The 18256-nt window shown below is 64.6% G+C and carries 18 protein-coding genes; 8 read left to right on the forward strand and 10 right to left on the reverse strand.

What is annotated here, in order from left to right:
* Positions 1–15: 15 nt before the first annotated feature.
* The 3 genes from LRC39_RS11860 to LRC39_RS11870 form a co-directional block, all read right to left on the reverse strand.
* Entirely contained in the window at positions 16–1407 is a 1392-nt protein-coding gene (locus tag LRC39_RS11860; RefSeq protein WP_346297393.1) for a nitrogenase component 1, read from the reverse strand.
* Complete coding sequence (locus LRC39_RS11865) at positions 1407–2942, reverse strand: nitrogenase component 1 (protein WP_346297394.1); 1536 nt, start codon at positions 2940–2942, stop codon at positions 1407–1409. Before LRC39_RS11865 ends, LRC39_RS11860 begins: the two co-directional genes overlap by 1 nt.
* 224 nt (positions 2943–3166) lie before the next feature.
* The gene (locus tag LRC39_RS11870; RefSeq protein WP_346297395.1) at positions 3167–4360 is read right to left on the reverse strand and encodes a PLP-dependent transferase; all 1194 of its coding nucleotides are present in this window, start codon (positions 4358–4360) and stop codon (positions 3167–3169) included.
* A gap of 273 nt (positions 4361–4633) precedes the next feature.
* Between LRC39_RS11870 and LRC39_RS11875 the strand changes: the two genes are divergently transcribed.
* Positions 4634–5935, forward strand: a complete 1302-nt coding sequence (locus LRC39_RS11875; protein ID WP_346297396.1) for an O-acetylhomoserine aminocarboxypropyltransferase/cysteine synthase family protein — start codon at positions 4634–4636, stop codon at positions 5933–5935.
* A 164-nt stretch (positions 5936–6099) separates the two neighbouring features.
* Here the strand turns inward: LRC39_RS11875 and LRC39_RS11880 are convergent, their stop codons facing one another.
* The 5 genes from LRC39_RS11880 to LRC39_RS11900 all read right to left on the reverse strand — a co-directional run bounded on the left by LRC39_RS11880 (position 6100) and on the right by LRC39_RS11900 (position 9629).
* Positions 6100–6588: an Lrp/AsnC family transcriptional regulator gene (locus LRC39_RS11880; RefSeq protein ID WP_107344275.1), complete on the reverse strand. Its 489-nt coding sequence runs from the start codon at positions 6586–6588 to the stop codon at positions 6100–6102.
* 279 nt (positions 6589–6867) lie between these two features.
* Positions 6868–7365, reverse strand: a complete 498-nt coding sequence (locus LRC39_RS11885; protein WP_346297397.1) for a cupin domain-containing protein — start codon at positions 7363–7365, stop codon at positions 6868–6870.
* Positions 7366–7407: 42 nt separating this feature from the next.
* A complete protein-coding gene (locus tag LRC39_RS11890; RefSeq protein WP_346297398.1) occupies positions 7408–8283 on the reverse strand; it encodes an AAA family ATPase in 876 nt (291 codons plus the stop codon).
* A gap of 42 nt (positions 8284–8325) precedes the next feature.
* Positions 8326–9249 (reverse strand): radical SAM protein, encoded by a 924-nt coding sequence (locus LRC39_RS11895; RefSeq protein WP_346297399.1) that lies wholly within the window; start codon positions 9247–9249, stop codon positions 8326–8328.
* Positions 9246–9629, reverse strand: coding sequence for a NifB/NifX family molybdenum-iron cluster-binding protein (locus LRC39_RS11900; protein WP_107344279.1), 384 nt, complete (start codon positions 9627–9629; stop codon positions 9246–9248). Before LRC39_RS11900 ends, LRC39_RS11895 begins: the two co-directional genes overlap by 4 nt.
* Before the next feature lie 102 nt (positions 9630–9731).
* Here LRC39_RS11900 and LRC39_RS11905 point away from each other — a divergent pair, with 102 nt between their 5' ends.
* The 3 genes from LRC39_RS11905 to LRC39_RS11915 all read left to right on the forward strand — a co-directional run bounded on the left by LRC39_RS11905 (position 9732) and on the right by LRC39_RS11915 (position 12672).
* Positions 9732–10037 carry a hypothetical protein gene (locus LRC39_RS11905; RefSeq protein ID WP_346297400.1) on the forward strand — a complete coding sequence of 102 codons (306 nt, stop codon included), beginning with the start codon at positions 9732–9734 and terminating at the stop codon, positions 10035–10037.
* A 63-nt stretch (positions 10038–10100) separates the two neighbouring features.
* The gene (locus LRC39_RS11910) at positions 10101–11498 is read left to right on the forward strand and encodes a pyridoxal-phosphate dependent enzyme (protein ID WP_107344280.1); all 1398 of its coding nucleotides are present in this window, start codon (positions 10101–10103) and stop codon (positions 11496–11498) included.
* A 1-nt stretch (position 11499) separates the two neighbouring features.
* On the forward strand, positions 11500–12672 hold the full coding sequence (locus LRC39_RS11915; protein ID WP_346297401.1) for a trans-sulfuration enzyme family protein: 1173 nt from the start codon (positions 11500–11502) through the stop codon (positions 12670–12672).
* 110 nt (positions 12673–12782) lie between these two features.
* On the opposite strand, the gene LRC39_RS11920 is transcribed toward LRC39_RS11915, so the two are convergent.
* Together LRC39_RS11920 and LRC39_RS11925 are read right to left on the reverse strand one after the other, a co-directional pair.
* Complete coding sequence (locus tag LRC39_RS11920) at positions 12783–13829, reverse strand: isopenicillin N synthase family dioxygenase (RefSeq protein ID WP_107355450.1); 1047 nt, start codon at positions 13827–13829, stop codon at positions 12783–12785.
* 225 nt (positions 13830–14054) lie between these two features.
* Positions 14055–14276 (reverse strand): hypothetical protein, encoded by a 222-nt coding sequence (locus LRC39_RS11925; RefSeq protein ID WP_346297402.1) that lies wholly within the window; start codon positions 14274–14276, stop codon positions 14055–14057.
* Positions 14277–14325: 49 nt separating this feature from the next.
* Here LRC39_RS11925 and LRC39_RS11930 point away from each other — a divergent pair, with 49 nt between their 5' ends.
* Genes LRC39_RS11930 through LRC39_RS11945 form a run of 4 tightly spaced genes read left to right on the forward strand, consistent with a single transcriptional unit; the run spans position 14326 to position 18254 of the window.
* A complete protein-coding gene (locus tag LRC39_RS11930) occupies positions 14326–15108 on the forward strand; it encodes a MetQ/NlpA family ABC transporter substrate-binding protein (protein ID WP_346297403.1) in 783 nt (260 codons plus the stop codon).
* A gap of 8 nt (positions 15109–15116) precedes the next feature.
* On the forward strand, positions 15117–16250 hold the full coding sequence (locus tag LRC39_RS11935) for a methionine ABC transporter ATP-binding protein (RefSeq protein WP_319942057.1): 1134 nt from the start codon (positions 15117–15119) through the stop codon (positions 16248–16250).
* Positions 16204–16905: a methionine ABC transporter permease gene (locus tag LRC39_RS11940; protein ID WP_011157914.1), complete on the forward strand. Its 702-nt coding sequence runs from the start codon at positions 16204–16206 to the stop codon at positions 16903–16905. Before LRC39_RS11935 ends, LRC39_RS11940 begins: the two co-directional genes overlap by 47 nt.
* Positions 16906–16940: 35 nt before the next feature.
* Positions 16941–18254: an O-acetylhomoserine aminocarboxypropyltransferase/cysteine synthase family protein gene (locus tag LRC39_RS11945; RefSeq protein ID WP_107355453.1), complete on the forward strand. Its 1314-nt coding sequence runs from the start codon at positions 16941–16943 to the stop codon at positions 18252–18254.
* The last annotated feature ends 2 nt before the right edge of the window (positions 18255–18256 follow it).

The raw sequence follows: 18256 nt of genomic DNA on the forward strand, positions 1-18256 counted from the left end.
CTCGTCGGGAAGTGCTCAGGCGCTACGGCTGATGGCGGTGGTGTAGATGCGCTCGATCAAGGTGAGAGCGCCGCGATAGCCGGCATAGCCGCGCGACAGCACGACTTCGTAAGAGGCCGGGAAACCGACTTCGAGAATGAAGCCGCGCAGCTCCTTGGCGAGGTCGCGCTCCCAGGTTGTGCCGAAGATCAGCGGCGGCTTGCGGCCGAAATCGGCGCTGCGGAGTGCGGTATGCACCGCGTAGCTGTCTTCGGCGAACACCGGTTCGATGCCGACGTCGTGGTCGAGCTTGGCGAACGCTGCCCGGATCGCGTCGCGGTGCTCGGGCGGGGTGTTGTCGGTGATCACCACCGAGGCCGGCACCAGGCCGAGCTGACGGACCGCGAAACTGCTCAGCGACAGTGTGGTGGCGGCATCGCCGACGGCGGCGAACCGCGCCGGCAGGCCCCAGCGATACTGTGAATAGAACTCCGAAAACGCCTCGATGTAGCCGTAGTAGTCGCGCTCTTCCGCAGCGATGAAAGCACCGGCCTGCGAGTCCGGAATTCCGGCAAAGGCGGCGACTTGGCGGAGGAATTCGGAGGTCTGCCGGCCCCCGATCGGCGGCACGGGCAGGTGAAGATACGGCTGGCCGTATTTGCTTTCCAGATGCTGCGCGGTGGCGAGGCCGAGCCAGGGCGATGCCACCAGATTGAACTGCGCCCGCGGGATTGCCCGCCATTCCGATACGCCGGCCGAGCCAGGCCCGAAAAGCACGTTGACGCGCAGCCCGATGCCTTGCAGCAGCCGCTTCAATTCGGCGAGATCGCCGCGCCAGAACGGGTCCTGGTAGGGCAGCGGCGCCCACAGATTGATGAGGCCGTGTTCACGCGGCCCTGCATCCGCGCTGGTGAACTGGTCGATGATGGCGCGGGTGACCACCTCGTGGCCGGTGTAGTTGTTGCCACGAAAACCGCCGGTGCCGGCATAAACCACCGGAGCGCCCTTGGCCTGGAATTCCTTGACCACGGCCGGCACGTCATCGCCGATCAGATCCGGGATGCAGCCGGTGAGCACGACGAACAGATCGGCTTCCATCAGCTCCAGCGTGTGGCTGACCAGTTCGCGCAGCCGGTTTTCGCCGCCGAAGATCACTTCGCGCTGGGTGGCGTTGGTACTCGGAGCGACGCCGAGACCGCCCCAGCCGCCACCCTGATAAGCATTGTTGAACGCCAGCGCGCCGCATTGCTTGTCGGCGCAGCCCGGACCGCAATGGGTGATCGGAATCGCGCGCGGGATCGCCGCCACGGTCTGCATCGCGCCGAGTGCGCAGGCGTAACGAACCTGCTCGATCGGGCCTTCTTCGGGGACGTCGGCAACGACAGGGACAGGACCGGAGCGACGGACTTGAAGCGGGGTGATACTCATCAGACGCGACTTCCGGCGGCTTGCGGGGCGTTCTGCCGGGCGAGCAGGTACGGATCGGCCTGATCCAGCCACCATTGCTTGTAGGGCAGGCTGGTATGACCGGCCAGATCCTGGTGGAATTTGCGCTGCGCCAACGCATCGACGATCTCCTCGCCGAGATCGATCATGCCCTGATAGCCGATCGCCGTCGAAGCATCGCCGAGCGCGATTGCCGGCACGCCGAGGCGCGAGGCGAGACCGGCGAGGCCCCCGTGGCGGATGATGATGAAGTCCGGATCAGACCGCTTCAGCAGATTGTAGAACTGATAGGGCTGGCGATTGGAGATGCTGAAGTGCTCGACGTCGCCATAGGCGTCGATCATGTGACCGAGCGAGTCCTGGCGGACGTCGTGGCTGTCATAGACCGGGTCGTGATGGAATACGAGCGAGCCGGGCACCTCGACGCCGAGTTCGCGCAGCACGCCGATGACGCCGTGTGCATAGGCCGCGCCCATCGCGACGTAGCCTCGCACGCCCTCGAGCCGTTCGCGCAGCCGCTCGATCTGCGGGCGGACGCGGGCGTGCTCGCGAGCGATATAAGCTTCGGCCAGCTCCTCACGGTGGGTGGCTTTCGCGAGCGCGCGCAGCCAGGCGTCGGTGCCGGCGAAGCCATAAGGCTGCGGCGCCTTGATCTCCTGCACGCCGTATTGCTGCTCCAGCGCAGCGCCGAGATAACCGCCGACCGAATAGCAGAAGGTGGCCGATGCGGCGGCTTCTGAGGCGCGGGCGATCTCGTCGACCGACGCGACGGTGAGGATGTTGTTGGCTTCGAGGCCCAGCTCCGCCAGCATCGGCGTGAACACGTCGCTGCCCCACAGCACGATGATGTTGACGAGGTTGTCCTGCCGCGGGCCCGGCTTGGGCTTGACGACGTGGCGCAGCACGCCGTGCTGGATCGCGTCGAACCCCGAGCTCCAATGCTTCGACTTGAAGCCTTCGCAATACATTGCCACCACCGGGACGCCGAGCTCGTCCTCGCAATCGCGCACCACGCTCTCGACGTCGTCGCCGATGATGCCGGTGGCGCAGGAGGTGGCGACGAACACCGCTTTGGGCTGGTGCCGCTCGACCGCGGCCTTGATGGTGGCGCGCAGCTTCTCGGCGCCGCCATAGATCATGTCGCGCTCGATCAGGTTGCTCGACAGTCCGGTGACGTTGCGCGGAGCCAGACCGCGCCGCATCAGGCCGTTGCGGAAGAACGCATTGCTGTTGATGTGACCGGCGGCGCAACCGATCGGGGAATGCTGCACCAGCACTGCGTCGCGAACGTTGCTGGCTTGGCTTTCAGCAATCTGCTCGGAGCAGGTCGAGCCCTGCGAGAACGGCGATTCCAATTCGCAGATGCGCTGGCCCTTGCCGCCGCATCCGGGGCCGCAATCGCCGCGGGAGAAGGCGGACTCGTTGGCAAGGCGGGAGGCGGGGCCATCCCATGAAGTAATGGTACCAAGACGCTGTTCGCGGGTCTCGGCGGACGGACTACGAAGATTAATGGCCATCGGCGCGCAACGCCTTCAAAGAACGAAACTGTGAGGATGATCAGTTGCGCGCGAAGATGGCCATGAGGAAACGGTGTTCGCAAGCGCGAAAGCGCGGTGCGTTGCGATTTGAAAGAACTAACTGCGCCGCGTCGTGCGAGGAGAAGCAATCCAGTGTCGATGAGGCGCCGTGCGATGACGCTCGGCTACCAGCTTGCGGTATGACCCGTCTGTCGCGGTCACGATCACGCGTCAGCGAGTGCGGAGTCGAGATCAGCGAGGAGGTCCCCGGCGTGCTCGAGCCCGATCGACAATACCACGCGCGGCGAGGCAGCAGCCCGGTCGAGGATGGCGCTACGGACGCCACCGTAGGTCACGGCAGGATCAAACAGCGTCAGCGCGTCCGCAAACCGAGCCGCAGCAGCTGCGCTGGGCAGATCGAAGGCGATCAACGCAGCGCCGGTGGCAAGGCCGGACACCTTTGGATGCGCGCCCAGATAGGTCGCGACCTCGCGCGCACTGGCGGTCTGCCGACGCAGCCGCAGCGGCAACGTCTCGACACCCTGGATGATCTGGAACACCGCCAGTGGATTGATCGCCGCGCCGAGATCGCGCAGCAGATGCGCCCGCGTCCGCGCCACGAACGGACTGGCGTTCCATTTCTTCACCAGCTCGGTCCAGACCACGCCGTGATAGGACGCATCCGGCTCGCTGAGGGTCGGCAGCCGGGTGGCATGAGCCTCCCAGGAAAACCGGCCGCCATCGATGATCAGACCGCCTTGGGCACCATCATGGCCGCCGAGATACTCGGCCGCCGAATAGATCACCAGCGCTGCGCCGTGCTCGAACGGCCTCAACGACAGCGGCAGTGCGGTATTGTCGACGATCAGCGGTACGCCGGCCTGCTGCGCCGCTTCCGCTGCTCCGGCGAGCGGGAAGGCGCGGAGCTGCGGCACGCTGAGGCTTTCGACATAATACGCACGGGTACGTGCATCGGTCGCCGCGGCGAACGACTCCGCCGATCCCGTCTCGGCAGCGAAACGGACGTCGATCCCGAACTGGCGCAGCGAAGCGACGAGGCCGGCATTGCGTCCCGCCCCGATGTCTGGCGACAGCACGACGTTGTCACCGCTGTGAGTGATGTTGAGTAGCGCGTACAGCGATGCGCTCTCGCCGGTGGCGAGCGCAAGGGCCCCGACGCCGCCTTCGAGTGCGGCAACGCGGCGCTCCAGAAACTCGCGGGTGGGATTGACGGTGCGCGTATAGGTGTAGCCGATCTCTTCAAGCGCGAAGATACGGCGCGCGTGCTCGGTGTCCTGAAATTGGTATGACGTCGTCAGATAGATCGGAGGTACCACCGCGCCGGTGACCGGATCGGCGCGGAACGAACCACCATGCACCGCGAGCGTTTCGAAATTGGCGGCCTGTGGCTGGGTCATGACGGTGCGCTCCTCGGCGACAGAGGTGAAGAGAATGGATTGATCAGTGGATGTCGAGCGACGGATAGATCACTCAATGCTGCTGCAGCCGCCGTCAAGCGGCGCATGCAAGACACGGCGCTGCGTCGACACGATACGGCGCGGTTTGGGAGTTTCGCGACGCGTGAGACTTCCGACAACTGAATAGCAAGTGTGTTCGAACGCGGCTTGTTCACAGCATCTGCAGAGAATACGGTTGGCACATGAAGTCAAGTAATCGTGCTGGAAAGTGAAATGTTCGCGCAAGCTTCAACCGTCGATGATAATCATACTGTTCAACTGCTGCATCCCAGCACATTCGTTCTCCGCGGCGCACGTGGCCGAGCCGAGGTGAGTCGCCGTCCTGCGTCGCGCGGCGATGACGGGGGCAGCGCACCGCTGCATTTCGGCAACGAGAGGCTGGATGCGCGGTATCGGGCTGTGAGCCATCCGGTGCTGCGCGAGTTGGAGAGCAGGCTGGCCGCGTTCGAAGGTGGCGCTTCGGCTCTGGCGGTCGCGTCGGGGCAGGCGGCGTCGACGTTCTCGGTCCTGAACCTGGCGCAGGCGGGGGACAATTTCGTCACCTCCACCGGCCTTTATGGTGGCACCTGGATCTTGTTCGACAACACGTTGCGCGAGCTCGGCATCGAGGCACGGTTTGTCGATCCGTCTGACCCGGAGAACTTCCGACGCGCCACCGATGCGCGGACGCGGCTGTATTATGCGGAGACGCTACCCAACCCGAAGCTGGAGGTGTTTCCGATCCGCGAAGTGGCTGCGATCGGTCGTTCGCTCGGGGTGCCGCTGGTGATGGACAACACCGCCGTTCCCGGCGTGGTGCGCCCGCTCGATCATGGCGCGGCGATCGTGATGTACTCGACCACCAAATATATCGGCGGTCATGGCACCACGCTCGGCGGCGCGATCATCGACGGCGGCAACTTCCCCTGGCAGCAGCACGCCGAACGGTTTCCGCTGCTGACGGCGCCCGATGCGGCCGATCCGCAAGTCGTCTGGACTGATGTTGCTCGGCCGTTCGGCCCGATCGCGTTTTCGCTCCGCGCGCGGCTGAAGCTGCTCGGTGATCTCGGCGCCGGCATGGCGCCGCTCGCCGCGTCGCAGATCTTGCAGGGGCTGGAGACGCTTCCGATCCGGATGGAGCAGCACAACGCCAATGCGCTTGTTGTCGCCGACTATCTGAAGGACCATCCGAAAGTCGCGGCGGTGCATTTCCCTGGCCTGCAGAGCGGTGAGCTCCGCCGTCGCGCCGACGCGTCGATGCGGGGAGGGTACGGCGCGCTGATCGGGTTCGAATTGCGCGACGGGCAGGCGGCCGGCCAGCGCTTCATCGAGGCGCTGAAGCTGTTCTATCACGTCGCCAATATCGGTGACGCGCGGTCGCTGGCGATCCAGCCCTCCGCCACCACTCATTCGCAGCTCAGTGAGGAGGATCAGCTGGCGGCCGGCGTGACGCCGGGCTTCATCCGGCTATCGATCGGGATCGAGCATCCGGACGACATTCTGGCCGACCTGGCGCAGGCGCTGGACGCTGCATGATGCGGTCGTTCCAAGGGGCTGCCCTGGCGCCCCTTGGAACTCGGTCAACTTGATTGGGAGGCGGCGAAGCGTTCGGGGACTTCTGGATCGCCTTGCCGTTTTGCCCTTCGCAAGGCCGCGAACGACATTTGGCGGGGAGCGATACGTTCCAGTGTGGCTAGCCGTTATGGCGAGGCTTGCGGCGGCGGTGGGACCACCGGGAGCGCGGTGATCGCCTTGATCTTTTCCATCGCAAACCGCGAGGTGACGTTCTTCAGCTCGGCGGTTTTGATCAGCCGACGGTAGAACCGGTCGAACGACTTCATGTCGGCGACAACGACGCGCAGGACGTAGTCATAGTCACCAGCAAGCCGGTACACTTCGACCACTTCGGGCATACCGCGGAGCGTTGTGGCGAATGAGGCTTGCCATTCCTTGGTCTGTTCGCCGGCTTCGATGAAGACAAACACTGACAGCCCGAGCCCGATCTTTTCCTGATCAACCAGTGCGACGCGGCCGGTGATGACCCCGTCCATCTGCAGGCGCTGAATACGCTTCCAGCACGGAGTCGACGACAGCCCCACCTTGGAGGCGATGTCCGCGACCGAGTGGGTGGCGTTCTCCTGCAGCAGCCGGAGGATCTTGATATCGAGATGATCGAGAGGTCGTGACATACCGAACTGACGACGGAGTGATCCTGATCGAGGATGGTCTGCTCGCGCGCCGGGCGTGACGAACGGACGAATGCCGTCAGTGACGTGTTCGGCGGAACGAACTACTCCGCGATCTAAGGACGTTCTCCGATCGAACACAACATCCGCCAAACAGTTTGAAAGATGCTGCTGCGCTATTAGTTGGGTGGAGAACAAATCGCTCGCGGAGTGGCGTTCTCCGGAGCGATCGTTCTTGCCGGCGGCTGGTCGTCCCCGGCGGAAAGTCCGTCGCGTTCCGAGTCAGGCCGCTCGACCGGTGAACTCGGCCGACCAACCCTCGGCATCGCTGAGATAGCGCACGGCTTTGATACGGCGGGCGGCGGTGAGGCGGAAATTGTGCTCGAGGCCCGCCGGGACCACGATGAAATCGCCTGGCCCAACGTGAAGATCGGCACGCTGCCCCTCGACAATGACGCCGAAGATGCCGGCCCCATCGAGGATGTGGCGGATCTCGTCGCCAGCGTGGCGATGCCAGTTTTCGAATTTGGTGGCGAGCTGCTCGTTATCCGGCCGCTCCGGATGCAGCACGATCAGGTCGCGCGAGGGAAACTCCGGGCGCGGCGGCAGTGCGTCAAGCACGGTCGCGGCCGCGGTGTCGTCGAGCAGCGGTCGCGCCAGTGTTTCCGCCAGCGCCGTCGGCACCGGGCGATGCTCCACCACGATGCGATGCGCGCGTGCGATTGTTTCGATCTCCGCGGCGGTCGCCTCGCGTCCGTCGGCGAACAGGAGAGTTGCCATCGTTGTCCTCTTCAAAGCTGCCAGGGGTGGAGTGAGGGTGCGTCAGGCGACCGCGCGGTCGCGCTCGGCTTCGGTGCGCTCCGCAGCGACCAGTCGATCCGCCCAGCTGCTCGACCATTCGCGAAGTTGCTGCGGATCGAGCGGCGTCGGCACCTTGGACTCGGTGTGCTCGGCGATGCGGCGCGCCAACTGGCGATAGATGTCGGCTTGCGCCGATTGCGGCGCCGCCTCGATGGTGGTGCGGCCGCTGAGTTCGGCCTGGGTGACGGTCAGTGAGCGTGGCACGTATTGCACGATTGGCGTCGCGGTGCGCGCAGCGAAATCGTCGATCACGTCGCGCTGGAAGTCGGTGTTGATCGAATTGGCGATGATGCCGCCGAGCAGAGCGCCGCCCGAGTTGGAGAACCGTTCGATGCCGCGGAACAGGTTGTTGGCGGCATAGACCGCCATGAAGTCGGACGACGACACCGTGAACACGTGTTCGGCGATGCCCTCGCGCACAGGCACGGCGAAGCCGCCGCACACCACGTCCCCCAGCACGTCGTAGATCACGTAATCGAGGTCGAGTTCTTCGAAGACTCGCTGCTGCTTCAAGAGTTCGACCGCGGTGATGATGCCGCGGCCGGCACAACCGACGCCGGGCTGCGGACCGCCGGCCTCGACGCAATAGATGCCGCCGAACCCTTGAAAGATCGCCTCGTAGGCATCGACGCGGCGGCGTTCCGCCAGCAGGTCGAGCACCGACGGGATGTAGGCGCCGCCGCGCAGCGTGTTGGTGGAGTCGGCCTTCGGGTCGGCGCCGAACTGCATCACCTTGTAGCCTGCTTCAGCCAGTGCCGCGCTGATATTGGAGGTAGTGGTAGACTTGCCGATCCCGCCTTTCCCGTAGATGGCGATTTGCTTCAGTTTGTTGGCCATGGTCGGCTCCTATCCAAAATTTCCAATGACTGTGGGGCGGCGTCAGCCGTGCGAAAAGGTCGGCCCGGCAAGAAGATCGTCGCCGTAAAGCGCGGCGGCGTAATCGCTGAGCCCGAGTGCGCCGCAGGTGTCGGCGCGGCAGGGATGGCAATCGTGGAACACGCGCAAATGACGCTCGGCGTCGGCGCGGGCGACGTAGCGCCGCATCAGGCTCGGGGCCGGCAGATTGGCGAAACGATGCTGCGGAATCAGCGGGATGATGTTGATCATCCGCGCGCCGGCGGCTGCGACCTCGGCTGCGATGTCCCCGATGTGATCCTCGTTGACGGTGGGGATCAGCACGGTGTTCACCTTGATGGTGAGGCCGAGCGCGGCGGCAAGCGCGATGCCTTCGAGCTGGTTGCCGATCAGACGCTCGGCCGCGGCCCGGCCATCAAGGCGTCGTCGTTGCCACGCGATCTTGGGCGTGATCGTGGCCTGGATGTCGGGATCGACGGCGTTGACAGTCACCGTGAGGGTTTCGATCCCCACCGCGGCGATCTCCTCGATCCGTGATGGCAGCATCAGCCCGTTGGTCGAGAGACACAGCGTCAGTTGCGGCCAACGGGCGCGAATTCGCACGAAAGTATCGAGCGCATGATCGGTTGCCAGCGGTTCGCCGGGGCCCGAGATCCCGACCACGGCAAGGGAGGGGCAGAGTTCGAGCGCGCGTTCGACCACTGCCTCGGCGTCGTCCGGGGACATCAGCCGCGTCGCGACGCCCGAGCGGTGATCGTGGCGGTTAAAGTCGCGTTTGCAGAATGAGCAGTCGATATTGCAACCGGGGCTGACCGGAAGGTGGAGCCGCTCCGCGGCGGGATGGCCTTCCGACGTGGTGCTGAAACATGGATGCCGGCTTTCCAGCGCCGGGAACGCAGGTGTCGCGTGCTGCAAAGCATCGGCATTTGCGTTCAACGATATCGTCATGCGGGGCAGCGCTCCCGCAGCAAGCTGCTCTCCGCCAGTTCTCGCACCACGCTGTCGACGGTGTCGTCGGTCTCGAACGCGAGGATGTTGAGTTCAGCAAGGCGATTGACACCGCATTCGCCGATCTTGGCGACCACGACGGCACGGCAGTCGGCTACGAGATCGACCGAGACGTCGAGCGGATCGCGCTGCTGCGCCGCACTGCGGTCGGCACCGCAGCCGGGGATGTTGCGGCGGGTCTCAAGCAGCCGGGGAGTCGATGTCGAGACGTCCCAGATCTGAAAGTCGGTCGCATAGCCGAAATGCTCGGTGACGCCGACGCCGTTCCCGGTGGCAATTGCAACCTTGATCGGTTCGGACTCCGATGATGGCGATCCCATATGGCCCCACGCAGCTCATCAGCGTATATCCGCGCGCAATGCGGATGATCGATTACGTAGCTGATCGGCCGGAGCAATGGCTTTCGTTGTCGCTCGCCGAAGATGATACACGTTCTGTCGAAATCACCCGACAATCAAATCGATGCTACGTCGCGTCGTGGCCGGTACGGCGTTGCCTTCAGCGACAGGCATCCGATCGATCTCGCGGGAGCGATCGATTCCAGAACCGTGATCCGCCTCAAGTTCCGCGCTGATGTGAGCGGGCGACGTACTCAGAAGACGGAAATCAAGATCTCCGTCAGCGCGGCTGCGCGATACAAATTTGCTGCCGATGCTGTGGTGGGGATCGCGTTCTTACTGAAATGCGTTGCCCATATTGACGCCGCAGAGTCGTGCGGCCCACTTTGATCTGCATCCGCGGCGGTGACGTCGTTCCGCAGCTGCAATCGCGGAAGATCGAGAGAATACATCGTGAGCCTGGCCCGTCTTGCCACACCCAAGGATCGCTCGCCCAAGGCGTTGATCGATCTGATTGGGAACACGCCCCTGGTGCAACTGACCCGGCTGGATGCCGGTCCGTGCCGGTTGTTCGCCAAACTCGAAGGCCAGAATCCAGGGGGGTCGATCAAGGATCGCCCGGCGCTGGCGATGATCGAGGCGTTCGAGCGCAGCGGCGAGCTGCGGCCGGGCGGGACCCTGGTCGAAGCCACCGCCGGCAACACGGGCCTCGGCCTAGCGCTGATCGCCGCGCTCAAAGGCTATCGTCTGGTTCTGGTCATCCCGGACAAAATGAGCCGCGAAAAGGTGCTGCACCTGAAGGCGATGGGCGCCGAGGTGGTGATGACCCGCTCCGACGTCGGAAAGGGGCACCCCGCGTACTATCAGGATCTCGCCGAGAAGATCACCGCGGAAACCCCGGGCGCGGTGTTCGTCAATCAGTTCGCCAATCCGGCCAATCCGCTGGCCCACGAATACGGCACCGCGCCGGAAATCTGGGAGCAGATGGATCGCCGCGTCGACGCGGTGGTGTGCGGCATCGGATCCGGTGGCACGCTGACCGGAATCGGGCGGTTCTTTCAGCGCGCCTCGCCGACGACCGAGATCATTCTGGCCGATCCGAAAGGCTCGGTGCTGGTCGACGTTGTCGAAGGGCGTGAGCCCGGCCCGGTCGGAAGCTGGCTGGTCGAAGGCATCGGCGAGGATTTCGTACCGAGCAATGCCGAGCTGAAGCTGGTGGCGCGTGGCTACACGGTCACCGATGCCGAATCTTTCCACGCCGCGCGTGAACTGCTGCGACGAGAGGGGATTCTCGCCGGCTCATCGTCCGGCACGCTGCTGGCGGCTGCGCTGCGCTATTGCCGCGAGCAGACCAGGCCGAAGCGGGTGGTGACGCTGCTGCCGGACGGCGGCAACAAATATCTGTCGAAGATGTTCAACGACACCTGGATGGCCGATCAAGGTTTCGTCCCACGTCGGCACGACGGCGATCTGCGCGACCTGATCGTACGCCGCCACGACGAAGGCGCTTCGATCACGGTCGCTCCCGAGGATACGCTGAACTTCGCCTATTCGCGGATGAAGCTGTACGAGGTGTCGCAACTGCCGGTGCTGGTCGACGACCGCGTGGTCGGCATCATCGACGAGTCCGATCTGTTAATGGCGACGATCGGGGATCCGGCCAAATTCGCCGAGCCGGTGCATTCGGCGATGAGCAAGCGGGTCGAAACCGTCGAGGCGTCGGCACCATTCGAGAGCCTGATGCCGGTGTTCGATCGCGGCCACGTCGTCGTCGTCGTCGACGGCTCGCGCTTCCTCGGTCTGATCACCCGGATCGACCTGATCAATCATTTGCGTAGCAAGGTGCACTGATATGGATAAGACCACCAACCTGCGGCAGCGCGGGGCCAACACCCGTGCGGTGCACGGCGGCCAGCATTTCGATCCGTCGACCGGCGCGGTGACGACGCCGATCTACGCCACCTCGACATTCGTTCAGTCGGCGCCGGGCGTGCACAAGGGCTACGAATACGCGCGCTCGCAGAACCCGACGCGCGCCGCGTTCGAGGCCGCGATCGCCGACGCCGAACGCGGCCACGCCGGCTTCGCTTTCGCCTCGGGCCTTGCGGCCGAGGCGGCGCTGTTGGAGATCGCCGGGCAGGGCAGTCACATCGTCGCGTCGGACGATCTCTATGGCGGAAGCTGGCGGCTGTTCCATCGGGTGCGCAGCCATTCGGCCGGGCTGACCATCACCCACGTCGATCCCGCCAATCTCGATGCGCTCCGCGACGCGATCCAGCCGAACACCGCCTTCATCTGGATCGAGACGCCGAGCAATCCGACGCTGCGCTTGGCTGATCTGGAAGCGATCGCCGCGATCGGCCGCGAGCGCGGCGTGCTCACCGTGGTCGACAACACCTTCGCATCGCCGGCGGTGCAGCGCCCGCTGGAGCACGGCATCGACATCGTGGTGCATTCGGTGACCAAGTACATCGGCGGCCATTCCGACATCGTCGGCGGTGCGATTGTCGTTCGCGATCCGGAGCTGGCGGAGAAGCTGCAGTTCTTGCAGAACGCCACCGGCGGCATCCTCGATCCGTTCTCCAGCTTCCTGGCGCTGCGCGGCATCAAGACGTTGCCGCTGCGAGTGCACCGCCACAGTTCGAATGCACTGGCGGTGGCGCGCTGGCTCGACGCCCATCCGAAGATCGAGCGGGTGGTCTATCCCGGGCTCAACAGCCATCCGCAGCACGCCCTCGCGGTGCGCCAGATGGATGGTGGCGGCGGTATGGTGGCGGCCTATCTGAAGGCCGACGAGCAGCAGGTCGTCGACGTGCTGAGCCGTTTCAGGCTGTTCGCGCTGGCGGAAAGTCTGGGCGCCGTGGAGAGCCTGGTCGGGCAGCCGTGGACCATGAGCCACGGCTCGCTGCCGGAAGCCGATCGGCTCGCGCGCGAGATCACGCCTAATCTGATCCGGCTGTCGATCGGCATCGAAGATGTCGAGGACCTGACCGACGATCTCGAGCAGGCGCTGTCCATCTTGTGACGGGCCGGCTGGACAGCGAGATCTGAGCAAAGCAAATCAGAGATTCCCGGCATGTGCCGAGCATCTCTGTTGTCATCGGCGATCCAGTGAGGCGGAACGACCGTGGCGGCCTAATAGGCCGCCGCGAGGCCGGGCTTGATCGCATATTCCTCCAGCAGATCGGCATGGTGACGTTCGGCCACGTCCGGGTGCGAGCGCAAACGGCCCTTGAGATAGTTGCGTCCGACCTCGCGGAACAATGGGTTCTGTGGATCCTGAGTGACGCCGCGGGCGTAGTCGGCGAGCTCCGGCGGCAGCGTCAGCACCGGCACGGTGGCGTCCAGCCGTGCGCCGAGGAAAAACGCGACCGATAGCCGGTCGGTGTCCGGCGGCGGAGATACCACCCGGTGCACATTGGCGCGCAGGGCACCGTTCGAGGCCAGCTCGAGGATTTCGCCGATATTGACCACGAACGATCCCGGCAGCGGCGGCGCATCGATCCAGCCGTCGGCGGTTTCAACCTGCAAGCCGGCCACGGTGTCCTGCAGCAGGATCGTGACGAAGCCGGAATCCTTGTGGGCGCCGACGCCCTGGTCGCTCTCGTCCGCTGCTCGCCCGGGATAGCGGATGATCTTGATCAGCTGGTTGGGCGAGGGCACGTAGATTGGCTCGAACACGTCTTCGGATTGTCCGAGCGCGGCCGCGAACACCCGCAGCACTTTGATCGCAAGCTCCGTCACCTCCTGCTGATACCGTAGCAGCAGCGGCTTCAACTCCGGCAGTGCATCGGGCCATTGGTTCGGTCCCTGCAGCCGGGTCCAGGCCGGCGCTGACCGGCTGAGCGGGAACGCCTCGCGTTCGGCCCCAACATCGAGCTGTTCGCGCCAATCCGGCTGGCCGCGGGTGAATTCCCGGCCGGCGCGGGTGTAGCCGCGGAAATGCGGCGAGTTGATCATCTCGATCTCGAGCTTGTCCGCCTCCGGAAGCGCAAAGAAGTTGCGCGAGGCAAACAGCACGTCGCGGATCAGCCGGTCCGAGATGCCGTGACCGACAAGGTAAAAGAATCCGGGACCGAATGCGGCGTTGCGAACATCGCGCAGAAATTCCGCCCGCGCGGCGGTGTCACTGCGAAACCGGCTGAGGTCGAGGACGGGAAGCTGCGAGGGCGAGGCTGTCATCGATTGGCTCCAACTATAGCGGCTGCTTCGAATGATGCGTGCGTGCCGACATGCTGTCGAGGCTTCGGCGAAAATAGCATCGGTCGTGCTGCGGATCAGTGTTGGTTCGCTGGGTTTATTTCCTCGCTGATGCGCTTCGTAGTTGGTCCTACTTCCGAAAGCATCGGTGTTCTCGAAGCCGAGGCGGCGCGCATCGCCTGCGGGCCGATAGCGATCGTTGGCGGCCTAGTTGTATTCAAAATTACCGATTGGATGCCTGATCTCAAATCTCGCGTGGATTTCGAAGAAGCTTATCTGCAGAGCAACTAATTTGGATGGCATTACTACTGACGAAAATTGAAAACGCAGGGAGCGCCATCTAGCATCGGTGATGATCGACGGGACGCCGCTGTTGATGTTGGCGGCCACGTGATCGGTTGGGCTGACCTCGGTCGCGGGCATCGCCATGCCCGCACACCTGCAGGCATCTTTGCAATTGGGAAGGGAATTTATCTTGATGCGACCGCTCGTATTCTCCGTCATTCTCGCCGCCGCGATCGGGGCCGGAAATCCTGCCGGCGCCGAGACCATCCGCGTCGGCGTCACCAGCGGTCCGCATGCGCAGATCACCGAGGCTCTGATTCCGGTCGCCAAGGCGAAGGGGCTCGACGTCAAGCTGGTGGAGTTCTCCGACGGTGCGCTGATCGATGTTGCCACCCATAATGGCGAGCTCGACGCTAACGCCTTCCAACATACGCCCTATCTCGATCAGCAGAACCGCGACCGCGGGCTCGACATCGTCTCGGTGGGCCGCACCATCCTGCTGCCGATGGCCGGCTATTCCCGCAAGCATAAGTCGCTGGCGGATCTGCCGGTCGGCGCCAAGATCTCGATTCCGAACGATCCCACCAATGGCGGGCGGGCGCTCAAGTTGCTGGAGGCGGGCGGCGTGATCAAGCTCGCGCCGGGCAGCGATTTCAGCGCGACCGAACTCGACATCGTCGACAATCCGAAGAAGGTGAAGATTCTGGCGATGGAAACCGCGCAGCTGCCGCGGTCGCTGGAAGACGTCGACTTTTCGGTCATCACCTCGTTCTTCGCCCTGAGTGCGGGTCTTGTTCCCAATCGGGATTCGCTGCTGATTGAAAGCCAGCAGTCCGATTACGTCTGCCTGATCGGGGTCGCCCGCAAGGATGCGGACAAGCCTTGGGTCAAGACCTTGGTCGAGAGCTATCAGTCGCCCGAGGTGAAGCAATTCATCGCGACCAAATTCAACGGCAATATCCTGGCGGCGTGGTGACGGATCGGATGAACGCGCTCCCGCCACCATCCGAATTTCACCTCGTCGCCGGCGGAGCTGACGCCTCCCGGGACGCGGTGATCCGGATCGAGCATCTCAGCAAGACATTTTCGGACGCCGCCGGACCGGTGCTCGACGACGTCTCGCTCACGATCCGTCGCGGCGAAATCCACGGCATCATCGGCAGGTCGGGAGCTGGCAAAAGCACGCTGGTCCGCTGCATCAATCTGCTGGAGCGGCCGACCGCAGGGCGGGTGATCGTCTCGGGCCGAGAGATCACCAGCCTGCGCGGCCGTGCGCTGCGCAATGCGCGACGTGATATCGGCATGATCTTCCAGCACTTCAACGTGCTGTCGTCGCACACGGTCGCCGGCAACGTCGCGCTGCCGTTCAAGGTGGCGGGGCTGCCGCGCGCGGAGATCGCTCGGCGGATTCCACCGTTGCTCGATCTGGTGGGGCTTGCTCACAAAGCGGACGCCTATCCGTCTGAATTGTCAGGCGGTCAGAAACAGCGAGTCGGAATTGCCCGGGCGCTTGCGCTCGATCCGTCGGTGCTGCTTTGCGACGAAGCAACCTCGGCGCTCGATCCAGAGACCACCGACCAAATCTTGGCGCTGCTGCGCGACATCAATCGCAAGCTCGGCCTCACCATCGTGCTGATCACTCACGAGATGCACGTGGTGCGCGACATTGCCACCCGCGTGGCGGTGCTCGATCATGGCCGGGTGGTCGAGGAGGGCGCGACCTTCGACGTGCTGGCGTTTCCGAAATCAGCGGTGGCGCGGTCGTTCCTATCCGGCCTTGTGGCGCACGAATTGCCGCCACCGGTGGCGGCGCAACTCCTGCCGGAGGCCGTGCCCGGCAGCGATCCGGTGCTGCGCATCGTGTTCACGGGCACCGCGGCGCACGACCCGATCGTCGCTGATCTCGTGTCGGTGTTCGGCATCCAGCCCAATATTCTGCACGGGCGGATCGATTATGTCGGCGACCGGCCGCTCGGCGTGCTGACGCTGGTGGCGGGCGGGGCCGGCGACAAGCTGCCCGCCGTGCTGTCGCATCTTTCGTCCCTCGGATTAGTCGTGGAAGTCATCGGTCATGCCGTTCGATCTGCTGTCGCCCGCCGTCACAGCGCTGCTCGTTGAGTCGCTTAAACAGACCGCCTACATGGTCTCGGTCGCGGCCGTGGTTTCGACTGCGCTCGGCCTGCCGCTTGGCGTCCTGCTGGTGGTGACGTCGCCGGGCCACATTTTGCCGCTGCCGATCTTCAATCGGGTGCTCGGCACGGTGGTCAACCTGGTCCGGTCGACGCCCTTCATCATCCTGATGGTAGCGATCATCCCGTTCACGCGCTTCGTCGCTGGCAGCTCGGTGGGCACCAGTGCCGCGATCGTTCCGCTCACTGTGGCGATCACGCCGCTGTTCGCGCGGCTTGCCGAGACCGCGATGCGTGAGGTCGATCGGGGGCTGATTGAAGCGGCCGAGGCGATCGGCGCCTCGCCGCTGCAGATCATCGTGCGCGTGATTATCCCGGAAGCGCTGCCGAGCATCGTCGCCGGGCAGACAGTCGCGCTGGTCAGCCTGATCGGCTACTCGGCGATGGCCGGCACCGTCGGCGGCGGTGGCCTCGGCGATCTCGGCGTGCGGTTCGGCTATCAGCGCTTCATGCCCGAGGTGATGGCTGCGGTCGTGATCGTGCTCGTCGCCATCGTTCAGTCCGTTCAGTTGCTCGGCGACGCGGCTGCGCGCGCCGTCAATCACCGTATCGCCCGCGGCAAGCGATCGGCATCCCGCGCGTAATTTCAGGCCGTAGCTCTATTTCGAAGGAAGACCTCATGTCGCTGCAAACTGTGCAACCATTGCTTCCTGGCAATATCGATACGCTCGCTCTCCATGGCGGATCGTTCCGCGCCGATCCGGCCACCGGCGCGACCCAGGTGCCGATCTATCAGAGCACCTCGTTCGATTTGCAGACCACCGAACGCGCCGACCGGCTGGTCAATTTCGAGGAGTTCGGCTTTGTCTATTCGCGGATCGGCAACCCGACCGCGCATGTGCTCGAGGAGCGCTTGGCGGCGATCGAGGGCGGGGCGGCTGCGTTGGCGCTGGCCTCGGGGCAAGCGGCGGTCGCGCTGTCGGTGCTGACGCTGGTGCAGGCGGGCGACAACATCGTCACCGGTACGGATCTCTACGGCGGCACCTGGAATTTCTTCGCCAACCGGCTGAAGCAGTTCGGCATTGAGGCACGCTTCGTCGATCCGTCTGATCCGGAGGCGTTCCGCGCAGCGACCGACGATCGCACCCGGCTGTATTTTGGCGAGACGCTGCCGAATCCGAAGCTCAACGTGTTTCCGATCCGCGAAGTCGCCGACATCGGCCGCAGCTTCGGCATTCCGCTGATCATCGACAACACCGCGGCGCCGCTGCTGGCGCGGCCGATCGAGCATGGCGCGGCGATCGTGGTGCATTCGGCCACCAAATATATCGGCGGGCACGGCACCACGATCGGGGGTGTCATCATCGATAGCGGTCAATTCCCGTGGGAGGAGTTCGCCGACCGCCATCGGCTGATCACCGGCCCCGATCCATCTTACAACGGCCGCAACTGGCCGGACATCGCCCGGCCGTTCGGTCCGGTCGCCTATGCGTTTGCGGCGCGCGCCGGCCTGTTGCGCGACCTCGGCCCGGCATTGTCGCCGCAGAACGCGTTTCAGTTGATCCAGGGCGTCGAGACGCTGCCGCTGCGCATCCGCCAGCAGACTGCCAATGCGGCGCGGATCGCGGACTATCTGGCGCAGAATCCCAAGGTCGCGAACGTGATCTATCCCGGCCTGCAGAGCGGCGAGGCGCGGCGCCGCGCCGACACCTATCTGAAAGGCGGCTACGGCGCGCTGGTCGGCTTCGAACTTCCGGGCGGCTTCACGGCGGGCCGACGCTTCATCGACTCGCTGAAGCTGTTGTTCCACGTCGCCAATATCGGCGACGCCCATAGTCTGGCGATCCACCCGTCGTCGACGACGCATGCCCAGCTTGCGCCGGACAAGCAGCTCGCCGCTGGCGTTACTCCCGGCTACGTGCGGCTTTCGATCGGTATCGAAAGCGTCGACGACATCATCGCCGACATCGCCCAGGCGCTCGACGCCACCTGAAT

Source organism: Rhodopseudomonas sp. P1, assembly GCF_039642825.1.
Classification (GTDB): Bacteria; Pseudomonadota; Alphaproteobacteria; order Rhizobiales; family Xanthobacteraceae; genus Rhodopseudomonas; species Rhodopseudomonas palustris_H.

Coding starts and splice junctions, on each gene's coding strand:
- LRC39_RS11860 (WP_346297393.1), bottom strand. CDS start 1,407: ATGAGTATCACCCCGCTTCAAGTCCGTCGCTCCGGTCCTGTCCCTGTC.
- LRC39_RS11865 (WP_346297394.1), bottom strand. CDS start 2,942: ATGGCCATTAATCTTCGTAGTCCGTCCGCCGAGACCCGCGAACAGCGT.
- LRC39_RS11870 (WP_346297395.1), bottom strand. CDS start 4,360: ATGACCCAGCCACAGGCCGCCAATTTCGAAACGCTCGCGGTGCATGGT.
- LRC39_RS11875 (WP_346297396.1), top strand. CDS start 4,634: ATGTTCGCGCAAGCTTCAACCGTCGATGATAATCATACTGTTCAACTG.
- LRC39_RS11880 (WP_107344275.1), bottom strand. CDS start 6,588: ATGTCACGACCTCTCGATCATCTCGATATCAAGATCCTCCGGCTGCTG.
- LRC39_RS11885 (WP_346297397.1), bottom strand. CDS start 7,365: ATGGCAACTCTCCTGTTCGCCGACGGACGCGAGGCGACCGCCGCGGAG.
- LRC39_RS11890 (WP_346297398.1), bottom strand. CDS start 8,283: ATGGCCAACAAACTGAAGCAAATCGCCATCTACGGGAAAGGCGGGATC.
- LRC39_RS11895 (WP_346297399.1), bottom strand. CDS start 9,249: ATGACGATATCGTTGAACGCAAATGCCGATGCTTTGCAGCACGCGACA.
- LRC39_RS11900 (WP_107344279.1), bottom strand. CDS start 9,629: ATGGGATCGCCATCATCGGAGTCCGAACCGATCAAGGTTGCAATTGCC.
- LRC39_RS11905 (WP_346297400.1), top strand. CDS start 9,732: ATGATACACGTTCTGTCGAAATCACCCGACAATCAAATCGATGCTACG.
- LRC39_RS11915 (WP_346297401.1), top strand. CDS start 11,500: ATGGATAAGACCACCAACCTGCGGCAGCGCGGGGCCAACACCCGTGCG.
- LRC39_RS11920 (WP_107355450.1), bottom strand. CDS start 13,829: ATGACAGCCTCGCCCTCGCAGCTTCCCGTCCTCGACCTCAGCCGGTTT.
- LRC39_RS11925 (WP_346297402.1), bottom strand. CDS start 14,276: ATGGCGATGCCCGCGACCGAGGTCAGCCCAACCGATCACGTGGCCGCC.
- LRC39_RS11930 (WP_346297403.1), top strand. CDS start 14,326: ATGCGACCGCTCGTATTCTCCGTCATTCTCGCCGCCGCGATCGGGGCC.
- LRC39_RS11935 (WP_319942057.1), top strand. CDS start 15,117: ATGAACGCGCTCCCGCCACCATCCGAATTTCACCTCGTCGCCGGCGGA.
- LRC39_RS11940 (WP_011157914.1), top strand. CDS start 16,204: ATGCCGTTCGATCTGCTGTCGCCCGCCGTCACAGCGCTGCTCGTTGAG.
- LRC39_RS11945 (WP_107355453.1), top strand. CDS start 16,941: ATGTCGCTGCAAACTGTGCAACCATTGCTTCCTGGCAATATCGATACG.